This window comes from Culturomica massiliensis (assembly GCF_900091655.1).
GTDB lineage: Bacteria > Bacteroidota > Bacteroidia > Bacteroidales > Marinifilaceae > Culturomica > Culturomica massiliensis.
The window spans coordinates 4,006,914-4,022,430 of sequence record NZ_LT594621.1; the positions used below are offsets into that span (position 1 = coordinate 4,006,914).

General features: G+C 43.7%; 10 protein-coding genes. 6 read left to right on the top strand and 4 right to left on the bottom strand.

The genetic code is table 11. The features are described 5' to 3' along the window. The first annotated feature begins 104 nt into the window (after nucleotides 1-104). Nucleotides 105-2,012, top strand: coding sequence for a sensor histidine kinase (locus BN8908_RS17585; protein ID WP_068692436.1), 1,908 nt, complete (start codon nucleotides 105-107; stop codon nucleotides 2,010-2,012). On the opposite strand, the gene BN8908_RS17590 is transcribed toward BN8908_RS17585, so the two are convergent. Then, nucleotides 1,984-2,484 carry a regulatory protein RecX gene (locus BN8908_RS17590; RefSeq protein WP_021986580.1) on the bottom strand — a complete coding sequence of 167 codons (501 nt, stop codon included), beginning with the start codon at nucleotides 2,482-2,484 and terminating at the stop codon, nucleotides 1,984-1,986. The two genes, BN8908_RS17585 and BN8908_RS17590, sit on opposite strands and share 29 nt — an antisense overlap. A gap of 11 nt (nucleotides 2,485-2,495) precedes the next feature. Continuing rightward, entirely contained in the window at nucleotides 2,496-3,344 is an 849-nt protein-coding gene (gene prmC, locus BN8908_RS17595) for a peptide chain release factor N(5)-glutamine methyltransferase (RefSeq protein ID WP_021986579.1), read from the bottom strand. A gap of 50 nt (nucleotides 3,345-3,394) precedes the next feature. Here prmC and cls point away from each other — a divergent pair, with 50 nt between their 5' ends. Together cls and BN8908_RS17605 are read left to right on the top strand one after the other, a co-directional pair. After that, complete coding sequence (gene cls, locus BN8908_RS17600) at nucleotides 3,395-4,849, top strand: cardiolipin synthase (protein ID WP_068691939.1); 1,455 nt, start codon at nucleotides 3,395-3,397, stop codon at nucleotides 4,847-4,849. A gap of 55 nt (nucleotides 4,850-4,904) precedes the next feature. Further along, nucleotides 4,905-7,280, top strand: coding sequence for a bifunctional UDP-N-acetylmuramoyl-tripeptide:D-alanyl-D-alanine ligase/alanine racemase (locus tag BN8908_RS17605; protein WP_068691941.1), 2,376 nt, complete (start codon nucleotides 4,905-4,907; stop codon nucleotides 7,278-7,280). A gap of 46 nt (nucleotides 7,281-7,326) precedes the next feature. Here the strand turns inward: BN8908_RS17605 and BN8908_RS17610 are convergent, their stop codons facing one another. Next, the gene (locus tag BN8908_RS17610) at nucleotides 7,327-8,715 is read right to left on the bottom strand and encodes a redoxin domain-containing protein (RefSeq protein ID WP_068691943.1); all 1,389 of its coding nucleotides are present in this window, start codon (nucleotides 8,713-8,715) and stop codon (nucleotides 7,327-7,329) included. Nucleotides 8,716-8,724: 9 nt separating this feature from the next. After that, nucleotides 8,725-9,627, bottom strand: a complete 903-nt coding sequence (locus tag BN8908_RS17615) for an NAD(P)-dependent oxidoreductase (RefSeq protein ID WP_235837458.1) — start codon at nucleotides 9,625-9,627, stop codon at nucleotides 8,725-8,727. Nucleotides 9,628-10,040: 413 nt separating this feature from the next. On the opposite strand from BN8908_RS17615, the gene mfd reads away from it, so the two are divergent. From mfd to BN8908_RS17630, 3 genes are all read left to right on the top strand, one after another. Then, a complete protein-coding gene (gene mfd, locus BN8908_RS17620) occupies nucleotides 10,041-13,346 on the top strand; it encodes a transcription-repair coupling factor (protein ID WP_021986574.1) in 3,306 nt (1,101 codons plus the stop codon). Continuing rightward, nucleotides 13,343-14,068, top strand: coding sequence for a type III pantothenate kinase (locus BN8908_RS17625; RefSeq protein WP_068691946.1), 726 nt, complete (start codon nucleotides 13,343-13,345; stop codon nucleotides 14,066-14,068). The genes mfd and BN8908_RS17625 overlap by 4 nt, the downstream gene beginning before the upstream one ends. A 117-nt stretch (nucleotides 14,069-14,185) precedes the next feature. Then, nucleotides 14,186-15,517 (top strand): tetratricopeptide repeat protein, encoded by a 1,332-nt coding sequence (locus tag BN8908_RS17630; protein ID WP_021986572.1) that lies wholly within the window; start codon nucleotides 14,186-14,188, stop codon nucleotides 15,515-15,517.

A 15,517-nucleotide genomic window follows, 5' to 3' on the forward strand; every position in this document is an offset into this window, starting at 1 on the left:
TTTTATCACAAATTGTCTGAATAAGGAAAATTTTAATCAAAGATATATAAAATACGAATTTAAATTAAATATCTTTGTTTCGTGCATTCGAAAAAGAAACGGGAATGATTTTACGTTTAGGTACAGGTGTTTTTATATTGTGTGTGATTATTTTCCGCACCTTCTCTTGTTGGGCTGTTGCAAATGAAAGGCCTATCCTGATCATTAGTTCGTATAATCCGGAAGCTTATCAGACTGCTCAAAATATTTCCGAATTTATAGAAGAGTACAAATCATTGGGAGGGATGCAGCCGGTGATTATCGAGAATATGAATTGTAAGAGCTTTTCGGAAGCACCGATGTGGAAATCCCATATGCATGAGATTTTGGTAAAGTATTCGGAGAAAAACAGACCTTCGTTGATTATTTTATTGGGACAGGAGGCATGGGCTTCTTATATTTCCCAGGATAATATCATGCCGGAGGTTCCCTTGTTGTGCGGAATGGTAAGTCGGAATGCGATTATATTGCCGGACGATAAAGTGGTGTTGTCGGATTGGGAGCCGGAGAGTATGGATGTTTTGCAAGAGCGTAATTTTAAGGTCGGTGGCTTTCTGTATGAATATGATGTCGAGAAAAATATAGAATTGATACAGCGGCTTTATCCGGATGTCCGGCATATTGCATTTATTTCGGACAATAGTTACGGTGGGGTTAGTTTATTGGCTCATGTAAAGAAGGAAATGAGGCATTTCCCCGAGCTTGGCCTGATATGTCTGGATGGACGGAAGCATACGATTTACACGATCGTGGACGAGATTGCGGCATTGCCTGAAAAAACGGTGATATTGATGGGAACCTGGCGGGTGGATAAAAACGAAGGGTATTTTATGAAAAATGCGACTTATACGATGATGTCCGCCAATCCTAAAATACCGGTGTTTTCGATGACTTCAATCGGCTTGGGTTATTGGGCTTTGGGCGGTTACATTCCGGAATACCGGAATGTAGGAAGAGATTTGGGTAGGCAGGCTTATGAGACTATTCATAGCAACCGGGAGTATAAAAATGTACTTCAATTTATTCCCAATGGATATTCATTCGATTTGCAAAAGGTAAAGGAATTCGGTTTTTCTGAAAAAGATTTGCCGAAGGATGTTGAATTCTTGAATAAAGATGTTTCTTTCTGGGTTAAATATAAAGTGCAATTGCTTTTTATCGGCTTGACTTTCGGGTTTTTGTTATTCGGTTTTATCATTACCTTGTATTTCTATTTACGGACAAAGCGGTTGAAAGACGAACTGGAGGATTCGGAAGTTGAATTGGTGGCAGCTAAAGAGAGAGCAGAGGAATCGGACCGGCTGAAGACGGCTTTTTTAGCCAATATGAGTCATGAGATACGGACTCCTTTGAATGCGATTGTGGGGTTCTCGAATGTTTTGATATCGGAGGATTTCTCTTTGGAAGAGCAGAAAAATTTTGTAGAGATCATACAGACCAATTCCGATTTGCTGTTGCGTTTGGTGAACGATATATTGGATATTTCCCGTTTGGAGACGGGGAAGCTTCAATTGACCTATGAAACCTGTGATCTGATTTTACTTTGTCAGGGGGTGTTGGCCACTACCTCTCCGGCGAAAAAGGCAGGGGTAAGTTATGTTTTTGAGCCGCCGGTAGAGAGTTTTGAATTGGAAACGGATGTACAGCGTTTGCAGCAGATACTGATCAATCTGATGTCGAATGCCAATAAGTTTACGGAAGCGGGCGAAATACGGCTGGAATTGAAAATCGACGAAGCGAAAAAACAGGTTGTATTTGCTATTTCCGATACAGGTTGTGGAATTCCGGAAGAAAAGCAGGAAGTTGTCTTCGACCGATTCTCGAAGCTGAACGAATATGTACAAGGTACCGGTTTGGGACTGGCCATTTGCCGGATTACAGTAAATATGCTGGGAGGCGAAATATGGGTGGATCGAAGTTATAAGAAAGGAGCCCGTTTTGTCTTTACTCATCCCATGACCCGTTCTCGTTAGGGGAGATGTATCCTGTCCGGAATTCCGGATGATGTAAGCAATTCCGGATGGTATCGTAGTCGAATCCCCGGGAAAGAGCAAAACGGATGAGCTTATTTTTATCTTTTAAAGGATCTTCATTTTTTAAACTTTTCTTTTTTTGAAGCAGTAAGTTCAGGCAAGCCGTATCGTATTCCTTTTTATCGAGTGTTTCGACCGCTTGCCGGATAATGCCGGCAGGGATTTGTTTTTGTTTGAGCATCAATATGATTTTTTGTTTGCCCCATTTGTTGAAGCGGAATTTATCCCGGGCGTATGCAAAAGCAAAGCGGTTTTCATCGATGAATTTATTTTGGATCAGAAAATCCAAAATCCGTGCTGTGTCTTTTTCCGTAATATCCCATTTTTTGAGTTTTTCCCGGATTTCCTGAAGACAGTATTCTTTTTTGCTGCATAAACCGGCGACGATGTTGAGGGCATTTTTTGCATCCATGAGCGATGAAGTTAGTAGGTACATTTTATGAACCGGTCTTTTCCTAAAAAATCTTTTTTTATTTCAATGCCGGAATATGGATACCGGGCTAATAAATCTACGGTGTCTTGTCCAAGGGCTTCGTTGATCTCGAAAAAGAGCAGTCCGTTCTTGCGGAGATGGGTTTGGCCGAATTTTGCAATTTGCCGGTAAAAGAGCAAGGGGTCTTTATCCGGGACAAAGAGGGCGGTCGGGGGTTCGAAATCCACTACCTGACGTTGCATGTACTGCTTTTCACTCATACGTACATAAGGAGGGTTGCTGACGATGATGTCGAATCGGCTGCCGCTTTCGGGCCGGTAATCGAAGATATCGGCTTGCCGGAATTGTACTTTCGTGAGATTGATCATGGCATTGTGAGAAGCCGTTGCCAGAGCATCGGCAGAAATGTCTATGCCTGTAACCCGGCTGTCAGGCAATAGATGTGCGAGAGTTATTGCAATACAGCCGCTGCCTGTTCCGATGTCCAATATGTGTGATGAAGGTGCAGCCAGGGATTTGATCCACAAAACCAGTTCTTCTGTTTCCGGTCGGGGGATAAGGGTTGAGGGATTGACTGTAAATGTCAGACCGGCAAATTCGGTTGTGCCGATGATATATTGGATCGGTTCGCCCTGTTTTAAGCGGGCTATGATTTCCTGAAATTTCCCGAGAAAGCTTTCCGGTAAATTTTCGTGTTTTTGGATATGGATGTCTATATTTGTGTAATGAAAGACATCCATGAAAATGAGACGACAGATGCTGCGGATTTCTTCCGGCTCATATGTATCTTTAAGTTCGCCGGATGCGTATTGGGATAAAGTATAAATACTGATATTCATAAAACAAAAATAAGAAATTAATTATAAATAGTCTAGCCTGTTTCGAATATATGAGTTGGTCTGTCATCGTCATCTACACCTTAATTGTACTGTATTTACTTACCGTATTGATGGTGGCATTCAATATCGTGTTGGAAAACCGGAATCCGGTAAGGACACTGGCCTGGGTGGCGGTATTGCTGTTTGTCCCTCTTGTCGGTATGATTTTTTATTTGTATTTCGGTGTCAATTACCGTAAAATCAAGATGTTTTCGATGAAGGGATTGGGGGATATGAAGTGGTTGCAATATATGAGTGAGGACCAGAAGCAGCGGGTACAGAAAACGGAATTCCTGAAAAAGGAGGATATGAAGGATGTCCGGAAACTGATGACACTATTGCTTAATAACAGCAAGGCACTGTTGACGCGTTACAATAAAGTGGATATATTGAAAAACGGAGAGGAAACTTTCCCGGCTATTTTCACTGCATTGGGGAGGGCTAAACGGTTTATTCACCTGGAATATTATATTATCGAAGCGGGAGAACTCGCAACCCGATTGAAAGATATCTTGATTGCAAAAGCAAAAAGCGGAGTTGAGGTAAGGGTGATTTTTGACGATGTCGGTTGTTGGAGTCTGCCGAAAACTTACATCCGGGAAATGCGGGCTGCCGGAATACAGATTTACCCTTTTCTGCCGGTACGTTTTCACCGGATTGCCGATAAGGCGAATTATCGTAATCACCGTAAGATTATTGTCATTGACGGAGAAACCGGCTTTGTCGGAGGCTTGAATTTTGCAGATCGCTATATGAACGGTTTGCCCGGCATCGGGATCTGGCGGGACACGCATCTGCGGGTGAAAGGGGAGGCTGTGACTTCTTTGCAGATTGTTTTTCTGATAGACTGGTATTTTGTCCGGCAGGAGTTGTTGTTAAATAAGGAAGATTATATGCCTTATAAAAAAGAAGACGGCAATGTAATTGTACAAACCGTGGCTTCCGGACCCGATAGTGATTGGGCCTCGATACAACAGGCTTATTTTACGCTGATCAATACGGCAAAGAAATACGTTTTTATTTCTACCCCTTATTTTATGCCCGGAGAGACAACGCTGAACTGCATTAAAGCTGCGGCGATGGGGGGAATCGATGTCCGCATATTGTTACCGCATAAATCCGATTCGTGGCTGACACAGTGGTGTTCGCGTTCTTATGTCGAGGAATTACTGGAAGCCGGAGTAAAGGTGTATTGGTATCAGAAAGGCATTAACCATAGCAAGGTTATTGTTGTAGATGGGATGATGGCGAGTGTGGGTACTGCCAATATGGATATGCGTAGCTTTGACGAGAATTTTGAAGTGAATTTGATTATATACGACCGGAATGTTGCTAAAAATCTGGCGGCTTCTTTTGTTGAAGATATGAGAGACAGCGTAGAAGAGAGTATACATAAATGGAAATTCCGTCCGAAGCGGCAGAAAATACGGGAGTCTGTGGCACGTTTGTTTGCTCCTTTGCTGTGATCCGTCCGGGATTTCGGTTGTTTTTTTTGAGAATGGTGTTTTTAATTATATAAAGATGGAAATCAGTATTGACAGCCGTTCGGTGAACAATCCCGAATCGACGATGTTTTTTGCATTGAAGGGAAATAATCATGACGGTCATGATTATATTACAGGTTTGTATGAACGGGGGGTGCGTAGTTTTGTAGTGAGTGAGAAGAGGAAAGAGTTTGAGGCATTGGAGGCTAAATTTTATGTGGTGGACGATGTGCTGAAAGCTTTACAAACTTATGCCCGGACTCACCGTGAAAAAATGAAGGCGGAGGTTGTTGCTATTACAGGTAGTAACGGGAAGACGATCGTCAAAGAATGGCTTTATCAATTGTTATCGGATGATTTTGCCGTTTACCGGAGTCCCCGGAGTTATAATTCACAAGTGGGGGTACCGCTTTCGTTGTACGGTATAGAAGAATCTACGGAGATAGCGTTGATCGAAGCGGGTATTTCCCGGAAAGGCGAAATGGTTCGTCTGGAAAGTATGATCCGTCCGGATGTATGTATTTTTACTCATTTGGGGGATGCTCATGGAGAAAATTTTGCTTCGCTTCAGGAAAAATTGGCAGAAAAAGCCGTTTTGTTCCGGTATTGCCATGCGATTATCGGCAGAGAAGGTGAGGCTTTGAGTTATATTGCATCCGTTGCGGATAAGCAGGCGCAGGTGATATTGTGGGGAGAAGGCGATGGCGTTGCAGTGAAGTCGAGGACATTGGGGGTAACCGATAAAGGCCGTAGGGTAGAGCTTACATATAAAGGAAATGTTTTTCAGATCAATATTCCTTTTCCGGATGAAGCTTCCTATGAAAATTGTATGAATGCCGTATGCGTGTTGTTGATGAAAGGGATTGCACCGGAAAGAATCGCCGAGAAGGTAAGCCGGTTACAGCCGATAGCTATGCGGATGGAAATCAAAGAGGGGATCAACCGTTGTGTTTTGATCAACGACTATTACAATTCGGATTCAGCTTCTTTTCATTTGGCATTGAATACATTGACGATGCAGGATAAGGCGAAATCCCGGACGGTTGTATTGTCTGATTTTGTCGATACCGGGTCGGATAAGGATGCGCTTTACCGGGAGATAGCGGAAATGCTTGAAAAAGCGGGGGTTACCTTATTTATCGGTATCGGAGAAGATTTGATGAAGCATAAGTCTTATTTTGGGATGAAGGCTCGTTTTTATCCGGATACGGACCGTTTTTTAAGGCTGGAGGACCGGGAAACTTTTCGGGATCAGGTCATTTTGATAAAGGGAGCCCGTAAGTTCAGATTCGAATTTATCGCCGGTTTTTTACAGCGGCAGTCTCACAATACGATTCTGGAAGTGGATATGGATGCTATGGTCGCTAACTTGAATTATTTCCGTTCTTTAGTGCCGGAAGGAACGAAACTGGCGGTGATGGTCAAGGCTTTTTCCTATGGCTCCGGTTCCGGAGAAGTTGCCGGTTTACTGCAATATCAGGGGGTTGATTACCTGATGGTAGCCTTTGCTGATGAAGGAGTGGCTTTGCGGGCTGACGGTATCGATATTCCGATCGCCGTGATGAATCCTCAGCCGGAAGCTTTTGATAATATGATCGAGTTTAATCTGGAGCCGGAAATCTATTCTTTGGATATATTGAAGGCTTTTGACCGGACATTGATGAAGCATGGAATCCGGAATTATCCGGTACATCTGAAACTGAATACGGGAATGAACCGTTCCGGACTCGATCCGGAAGATATGCCGGCATTGTTCGAATTTTTTGCGCAACCGCGCCGGGTGGTTATACGTTCGGTGTTTTCTCATCTGGCAGGAAGCGATGAGACGGTACATGATGAGTTTACAAAGCAGCAAATCGATTTGTTTATTGAGATGACCGGACAGATTCAGGAGCATTTTGATTATAAGATTATGCGTCATATTCTGAATTCTGCCGGGATAGAGCGTTTTACTCAGTATAGTTTCGATATGGTACGTCTGGGAATCGGTTTGCATGGGATCAGTGCTGTCGGAGCTGCTTTAACGCCTGTCAGTACTTTCAAAACGTATATTGCTTCTATCCGGAATGTAAAGGCGCATGAAACCGTCGGATATGGCCGTAAGGGAATTGTCGGACAAGACTCCCGGATTGCCGTTGTTCCGGTAGGGTATGCCGACGGATTAAACCGCCGCTTGAGTAACGGAGCGGGTGAAATGTTGGTAAAAGGCTTGCGGGTACCGATTATCGGGAATATATGTATGGATACCTGTATGTTGGATATTACCGGAACGGATATACAGGTCGGGGATGAGGTCGAGATTTTCGGAAAACATATTCCCGTGACCGAATTAGCTGAAAAGTTGGGGACCATTCCCTATGAGGTGCTTACAGGGGTGGCACACCGGGTAAAAAGGGTTTATTTCAAAGAATAAGCAACAATAAACAGGTGGTATTTTTTCCACCTGTTTATTTGTTTGTTTAAAGTTTCTTCAACGCATTGACCAGTTCTTCTATGGTCAGCGGTTTAGCCAATATGGTGTGATTGTTGTCGAGTAAAAACAGGCTGGGGGTCGCAAATAAATTATATTCCCCGGCTGTTTCACTGTAAAATCCTCCTTCGATAAACGTGTTTGAAAAATTCAGTTTGTGACCGGCAGAATAGCTAATCCAGTCTTCCCGGTTGTCGTCGATGGAAATGCCGATAATATTGATGTCGTAATGTTGCAGCATTTGCTGAATCTCCGGTTTAGCCAGATCGGTGAGAAACTGCCGGCAGAAACTACAGTTTGTATGCCAGAAGATCAATAAAGTATAGGGATGAATGTCGGCATATAAGCTGACGGGATTATTGTGTACGTCAACGGCGGTAAAGTCGGGCACCTTTTGTCCGATAGCCATTTTCTGATATTTTTCCAAACGGCGTTTTACAATTTCCATCGAACTGTTGCATTGTTGTAAGTAGTTTTCGGAAATGTGTGCCAGTACTTCTTCCATTTTCATACTCTCGAATCCTTGAATCAGAAACTGCAACAGATGAGTCCGGACGATTTCATTGCTTTCCAGTTTGGGCATAATGTTATCCAGAGCTTTGATTATTGCAGCTTCATTCTCCCGCGGACTTTGATTCGGTTTTATAAAGAACTGAATATATTGGTATAATTTGTCGGTGTAGGCGTTTGTATACAATAAGGTCGTATCGTTGAATTCGAGTTTGTCCAGAAAATGATGCTTGTATATGGAGTCCCTGTCTGTGGGAGACAGATTTCCGGCTGTAAAGGGCAGGCGGCGGGTATTTAAAATTTTGGTGGCGAGCATGTGGGGGCGGGCTGCATACATACTATCCAGTAATTTTTCCCGGTCTGTCTGGTATTTCTGGTAATATTTCAGAGCCGAGTGATAAAAATCGTCTTGTTCCGGATATTGGAGTACTACCTGCTCGAGCAAAGCCAGTTTCCGGAAAAACAGGATTTCGTGCCGCAATGCTTCAAAATAAACCTTGTTTTCTTCCGACCGGATAATTTTCAGTGTCTTTTCCGGGTTGTTGAAATCAAGGGAGAATTCGATGTCTTCCCGGTTAAACAGGAAATCGACCGCAGTCGGTTGGCCGTTCGTGTATTTGGCATATGCTGAAGGTCCCAGAACGACTTTCAGCATACCGCGGGGGATATTGTCCGGGATATCAAATGTCAGTATTTCTCCGTTTTTTGCCGGAATACTGTCCAGCATAATCATATTGCCGTTGTATATCCTCAGGAGAACAGGGACGTTGCCTTCAGGCAGGTTTTTTATGGCCAGTCTGACCTGAAAATCTTTTCCCGTTGCGAACAAGGGAAGGAGGATAAAAAGTAAAAGTAATTTTTTTAGCATATATGTTGATTATCGGGTTGTTGAATTCAGCCAGTTAAGGATGTTGTCGATGACAATCCGGATGCGATCGCCGAAAGCTTCTCTTGTTGCATATCCCATGTGGGGAAGCATTAATAAATTGGGTGCGTTGAATAATTCGTAACCTCCCGGTAACGGAGGTTCCTGATCGTATACGTCTACGGCAGCTCCCGCAATTTTACCTTTCCTCAATGCCTCATAGAGGGCGTCCTTATTGACAATCGGCCCTCTGGCCGTATTGATTAAAACGGCATGTGGCTGCATGATATTAAACTCTTCTTCTCCGATAAAATCTTTGGTCTCTGCTGTGAGCGGAAGGTGTATACTGATGATGTCCGCTTCCCGAAGAAGAGTGGGTTTGTCAACCGATTGAATGTTTTCAAATGTCCGGGGGGTGCGGTTGTATGCGATTACCCGGCAACCGAACGCCAAGGCTAATCGGGCTACTTGTTGCCCGATGGCACCGGCGCCGATGATTCCGACTGTTTTACGGTGTAATTCAGAGCCGAGAAAACTTTCCCGGCTTCCTCCGATGCGTGTGATGGCATCTCCCCCTACAATCTTACGGTAAACGGCAATCATCATACCTATTGCCAGCTCGGCTACGGCATGGGTAGCATAACCCGCGGCATTCACGACGGTGATCCCCCGTTTTTTACATTCTTCCAGGTCGATATGATCGAGACCGGTAAATGCAACGGAAATCATTTTCAAACAGGGGCAGGCATCCAGAAAACTTTTCCGGAGAGGAATGTTGCTGACGATAATAATTTCAGCGTTTTGAGCTCTTTCGATAAGTACTTCTTCTTTTTCGTTCCGGTCGGGATAGAAGGTTATATGATGTCCTTGCGCTTTTAAAGGTTCACAAAGTTGGGCGATTTTACATTCGCACATGCCTAAAGATTCTAAAAATACGATTTCCATATCTGATGTCGGTCGTTAATTTGTGATGTAAAATAAAATATTGGATATAATGAGAAATCGTACCGGATAAGCTTAAACGTTTGCAAATACCTTTAGGGGATGACAGGTTTTGAGTTCGGTGTTTATCCTGCTTGTGTGGCTGTCATGCACGGCACATAGAGCGTCTGCGGTATCGCTGGCTTTTGCGGTTTCCGGTTCTTCGATTCCTGATTTTTGTCGTTTGCAGGCAAAGTTAATTACTTTTTTCTCAAAAAGTTTTGTTTTCCACCTTTCATTCTGTCTTTACGGACGTTTTATATTTTAAAATTTACTTTCTTAACCGAATTTTCAATTTCCGGCTTTCAATTTTCAATTTTTACTTTTTACTTTTGTAAAAAAAAGAAGTGGATATAAAAGATATACTTCAATCTTATCTGACGTCGCCTGTGGTAGAGAAGTTGACGGAAAAACTCAGGGGCGACGGAAAATACAGACTCATCAATAATGTAGGCTCTGTTACAGCCGTTATCGTAAGTGCGATGGTCAAAACCCGTCCCGGTTTTCGGGTGGTTGTGTTGTCGGACCGGGAAGAAGCGGCTTATTTTTATAATGATGTCCTGGCATTTTCAGACGAATCGCAGGTGTGCTTCCTGCCTTCTTCTTATCGCAGGGCGATCCGTAAGGATGAAAAGGATAACGATTCGGTACTCGTGCGGACGGAAGTGCTTAAAAATATCGTAAACGGGAATGCCAGTATGTTGATTACCTATCCCGAAGCTTTAGCCGAGCGGGTTGTGGATAAGAAGGTTTTGACAAAATTGTCGATGACCGTCCGGACAGGTGATAAGCTGTCGATTTCTTTTTTGGAGGAGCTATTCGAACAATATAATTTCGTCCGGAGTGATTTTGTTTACGAACCGGGGCAGTTCTCCATCCGGGGCAGTATTGTCGATATTTATTCTTTTGCCGAGGAACGGCCTGTCCGGATAGACTTTTTTGGGGATGATGTGGATAGTATCCGTTTTTTCGACGTCGAGTCGCAATTGTCGGAACAGGTCATCGATGAGGTCGCTATTGTACCGGATTTGAGTGATGCTGCCGACCGGGTAGAGTTTACCGATCTTTTCAGTTATTTTCCTGAAAAATCCGTATGGTGGGTGAAGAACGGTATGTATATGTACGATAAGATCAAAACGTTGCGGTCGGAGTTGGACGAGAACATGCTTAGTCCGGAAGATACGTTATTCGGATATATAGATCGCTGTTCGGTGGTAGAATGGGGGCCTGATGTGTATTTCCGGGGAATGACCGTTGATGTGAAGTGTGATGCCCAGCCTGCTGTCAATAAACGTTTCGATATTTTGGCAGAGACATTGCAAACCAAACAGGAAGCCGGTTACAAATTGTATGTTTGCTCTGTAAATGCGATGCAGATACAACGGTTACGGGATATTTTTTCGGATAAAGGTTTTCCCATTGAGTTTACCCATTTGAACGGTGTCATCCATGAAGGATTTTCAGACGAGCAACTGCGGATGTGTGTGTACACCGAGCACCAGATTTTCGACCGTTATCACAAGTATCGCTTGCAGACAACGCGGATCCGGAAAGGGCGGGAGACGATCACATTGAGTGAGTTACAAAATTTGCATCCGGGCGATTATGTCGTACATGTCGATCATGGAATCGGGCGTTTCGGAGGATTGGTTAAGATCAACAACGACGGACGGGAACAGGAAGCCATCCGGTTGGTGTATAAAAATAATTCCGAGTTGTATGTCGGTTTGTATTCCTTGCATAAGATTTCAAAATACAAGGGGAAGGATGGGGTAGCGCCGGTTGTAAACCGTTTGGGAGGGGATGCCTGGAACCGTTTGAAGCAGAAAACCAAATCCCGGGTGAAAGATATTGCCCGGGAACTGATCGCTTTATATGCCCGGCGTAAAAAAGAACCGGCTTTTGCTTTTAGCAAAGATACTTATTTGCAGGAGGAAATGGAGGCTTCGTTTATGTATGAGGAAACGCCGGATCAGATGAAAGCGATAGAAGCTGTGAAGCACGATATGGAACGTCCGGAGGTGATGGACCGTTTGGTGTGCGGGGATGTCGGCTTCGGTAAAACTGAAGTAGCTATCCGGGCGGCATTCAAGGCTGTAGCCGATAGTAAGCAGGTGGCCGTATTGGTACCGACGACGATATTGGCGTATCAGCATTACAATACGTTCCGGAAAAGACTTGACGGGATGCCTTGCCGGGTGGAATACATCAGCCGGATGAAAAAAAGTTCGGATATAAAGAAAGTTCTGACGGATTTGAAAGCGGGCAAAGTCGATATTATCATCGGTACGCACCGTCTGACCAGTAAAGATGTGGAGTTTAAAGACCTGGGATTGTTGATCGTCGATGAAGAGCAGAAGTTCGGAGTGGGCGTGAAAGAGAAGTTGAAACGTTTGAAAGTCAATGTGGATACGGTTACGATGACAGCTACGCCCATCCCCAGAACGTTGCAATTTTCGCTGATGGGGGCGAGGGATATGTCGATTATCCGGACTCCGCCGCCCAATCGTTATCCGATCGTTACAGAGTTGCACCGTTTTGACGAGAAGCTTATAAAAGAAGCGATATTATACGAGATGTCCCGCAACGGGCAGGTGTTTTTCATTCATAACCGGGTGGATACAATCCGGGATATACAGGATATGCTGCATCGGAGTATACCCCAGGTGAAGACTTGTATCGCTCACGGACAAATGCCCGGGGAAGAATTGGAAAAAGTGATGCACAATTTTATCCGGGGCGATTATGATGTGCTTATTGCCACTACGATTATTGAATCGGGCCTGGATATTCCGAATGCCAATACGATGATTATCAATCAGGCCCAGAACTACGGTTTGAGTGATTTACATCAGTTGAGGGGAAGGGTAGGCCGTTCGAACCGGAAAGCTTTTTGCTATCTATTGACACCTTCGTTGGATTTGATGAATCCGGATGCCCGTCGCCGCTTGAAAGCTATCGAGGATTTCAGTGGTTTGGGGAGTGGGTTTAATATCGCTATGCAAGACTTGGATATCCGTGGAGCCGGGAATATTCTCGGGGCGGAACAGTCCGGTTTTATCGCAGAAATCGGTTACGAGACTTATCAGCGGATTTTGAACGAGGCTTTACTGGAGTTGCGGGAAGAAGAATTCCCGGATTTGCATACCGGTGAATCGAATACGCGGAAGGAGTATGTTACGGATTGTGTCATCGAATCGGATTTTGCCGTGCTGATTCCGGAGTCTTATGTAGAAAATGTCAGTGAGCGAATTAAATTGTACCGGGAATTGGATAATATATCGGAAGACAGCGAGCTGGAGAAATTTACCCGGGCTTTGCACGACCGGTTCGGAGAATTACCCCCGCAGGTAAAAGGTTTGATGGAAATTGTCCGGGTACGGAGGCGGTGTGTGGCAATGGGGGTTGAGCGTTTGTTTGTAAAAAACGGTAAGATGGTGATGTATTTTGTTGCAGAACCCTCTTCTGCTTTCTATGCTTCAACAGTATTTACCAACCTGTTGAAGTTTGTACAACATCAGGAACTGCCTTGCCGGATGAATGAAAAAAATGATAAGTTGTCTTTGATTTTTACAGAGATTACCAATGTCGAGAAGATGTCGAGGTATGTGGATAAGATGTTTCAGGAAACCGTAAATTCTCAGGGGATATGAATTTAGTGATAGATGTTGGCAACACCCGCTTGAAATATGCTTTCTTTCATTTGGGAGAAATGCGGATAAAAGGTGTCGGAATGGAGGAACTGTTCCGGACAATTACGGATGTGCGGAAAGAGCATGAGGTACATGTGTTTTTATCCGGGAGCGGTAAGATCGAGGAGGATTTGCGGATGAGATTGCGCCGGGAAGCTGTTTTTTGGCTGGAGGCTTCCCCTGGGCTTTTATTGCCGCTGGAAATCGGATACAATACCCCGGTGACACTGGGGTTCGACCGGATCGCTATTTGTACGGCAGCCCGGCGGATTTACCCGGCCGGGAGATTGTTGGTGATAGATACCGGAACAGCATTTACCTACAATTATGTTGAGAATGGTGTGTTTCTGGGGGGGAATATTTCTCCCGGTCTGGAGATGCGTTTCCGGGCTTTGCATGCGTTTACCGAGAAACTGCCTTATGTGGAGGCCCGCGGAACATGTACGGATTGTGGACGGGATACGGAAGAGGCTATCCGTAACGGTGTCGTGAATGGTATGGTTTTTGAAGTGAAAGGATATATAGATGATTTTTTCCGCTATACTTCCGAAGGACAGGTTGTGATTACCGGCGGAAGCCTGTGTTTGCTCGAAAAGCTACAGGGAGAAAGAATACATTTCGAGGAATCGTTGGGAATGATCGGGTTAAATGATATTTTAGAATTCAATAAAAAAAGTAAGTAAATCTTAAATTGTAGCTTTTATCCTGCGGATTTTAAAAAAATAGTCCTAATTTTGCACAGAAAGCTGAAAAAAGAGATTTTTGCAGTATGAGTCGGATATTTTAATTTAATAATAATTATGAGAAAAATTATTGTTTTAGCCTTGGGGTTGTGTTTTGTGGGAAGTTTTGTCAAAGCCCAGACACTGGATTCAAAATTTGGACTTGATAGTACGAAAACGATAGAACAAGCTTCCATTTACACAGAATTTGTAAAACAGAAAAATTATAAAGATGCATTACCCGCATGGAGATATGTGTTCAATAATGCACCGAAATTCCAGTTGAACACTTATGTCCGGGGTGAGGACATCATGATGGGAATGTATAGTAAAACGAAAAATCCCGCTTATGTGGATACATTGATGATGATTTACGATCAATGGATAAAATATTTCGGGAATCATAATCGTTTGGGCGAAGGATATGCGATAGGTAAAAAAGGTTTTAATCTATACCGTCTGAGAGGTATTTCCGATGTGAATGCCGCTAAGGAGGCCTATGGCTATCTGACAAAATCAATTCAGATGGAAGGGATGAAGACGCATCCTCTTACTGCAAAAATGACATTTGCCGTTGCTGATGAATTGTTGAAAAAAGATATGATTACCAAGGATGAGTATGTCGATCTTTATATGAAATTGAGTGATTATGCTGAAAAAGGAATCGCTCAGGCTCCGGAAAAATCCAAAGAAGCTTATGAAGATGTAAAAACAACGGTGAATGCATTGTTCTTTAATGCCGGTGTTGCCGATTGTGCTACCTTGGTGGGATTTTTGCAGCCCAAGTTTGATAAATCTCCGGATGATCTGGCGACATTGAAAGAAATTGCCAGTATATTGAGAAGAAGCGAATGTACAGATCAGGTTTTGTTTGCCCAGGTGGCTGAAAAATTATATCAACAGGAGCCGACAGCCGATGCTGCTTATAACCTGGCGATGTTGTTCTGGAAAAGACAGGAGTTTGATAAAACGGAGCTTTATTTAGCAGAAGCAATTGAAAAAGGAAGTAATGAGGATCCCGCTAAAGCTGATTATTATTTCAGACTGGCACAGATCAAGCTTTCCAAAAAACAATTCGTTGAAGCGAAGAAAAATGCTCTGGAGGCTTTGAAGTTAAATCCGAACATGGGTGTGGCTTATATACTTATCGGAAATGCATATGCCGCATACAGCAAGAATTACGGAGAGGATGATTTCGATCATGCATCTGTGTTCTGGGTTGCTGTCGATAAATTTATCAAAGCAAAACAGGTTGATCCTTCGGTGGCAGAAGAAGCCAATAAACTAATTGCTGTATATTCACCGCATTTCCCGAGTAAGGACGAAGCGTTTTTCCGTAGCGTTACTCCCGGAGTTTCCGTGAAAGTCGGTGATTGGATTAACGAGACGACAACGGCGCGTTTCAGATAG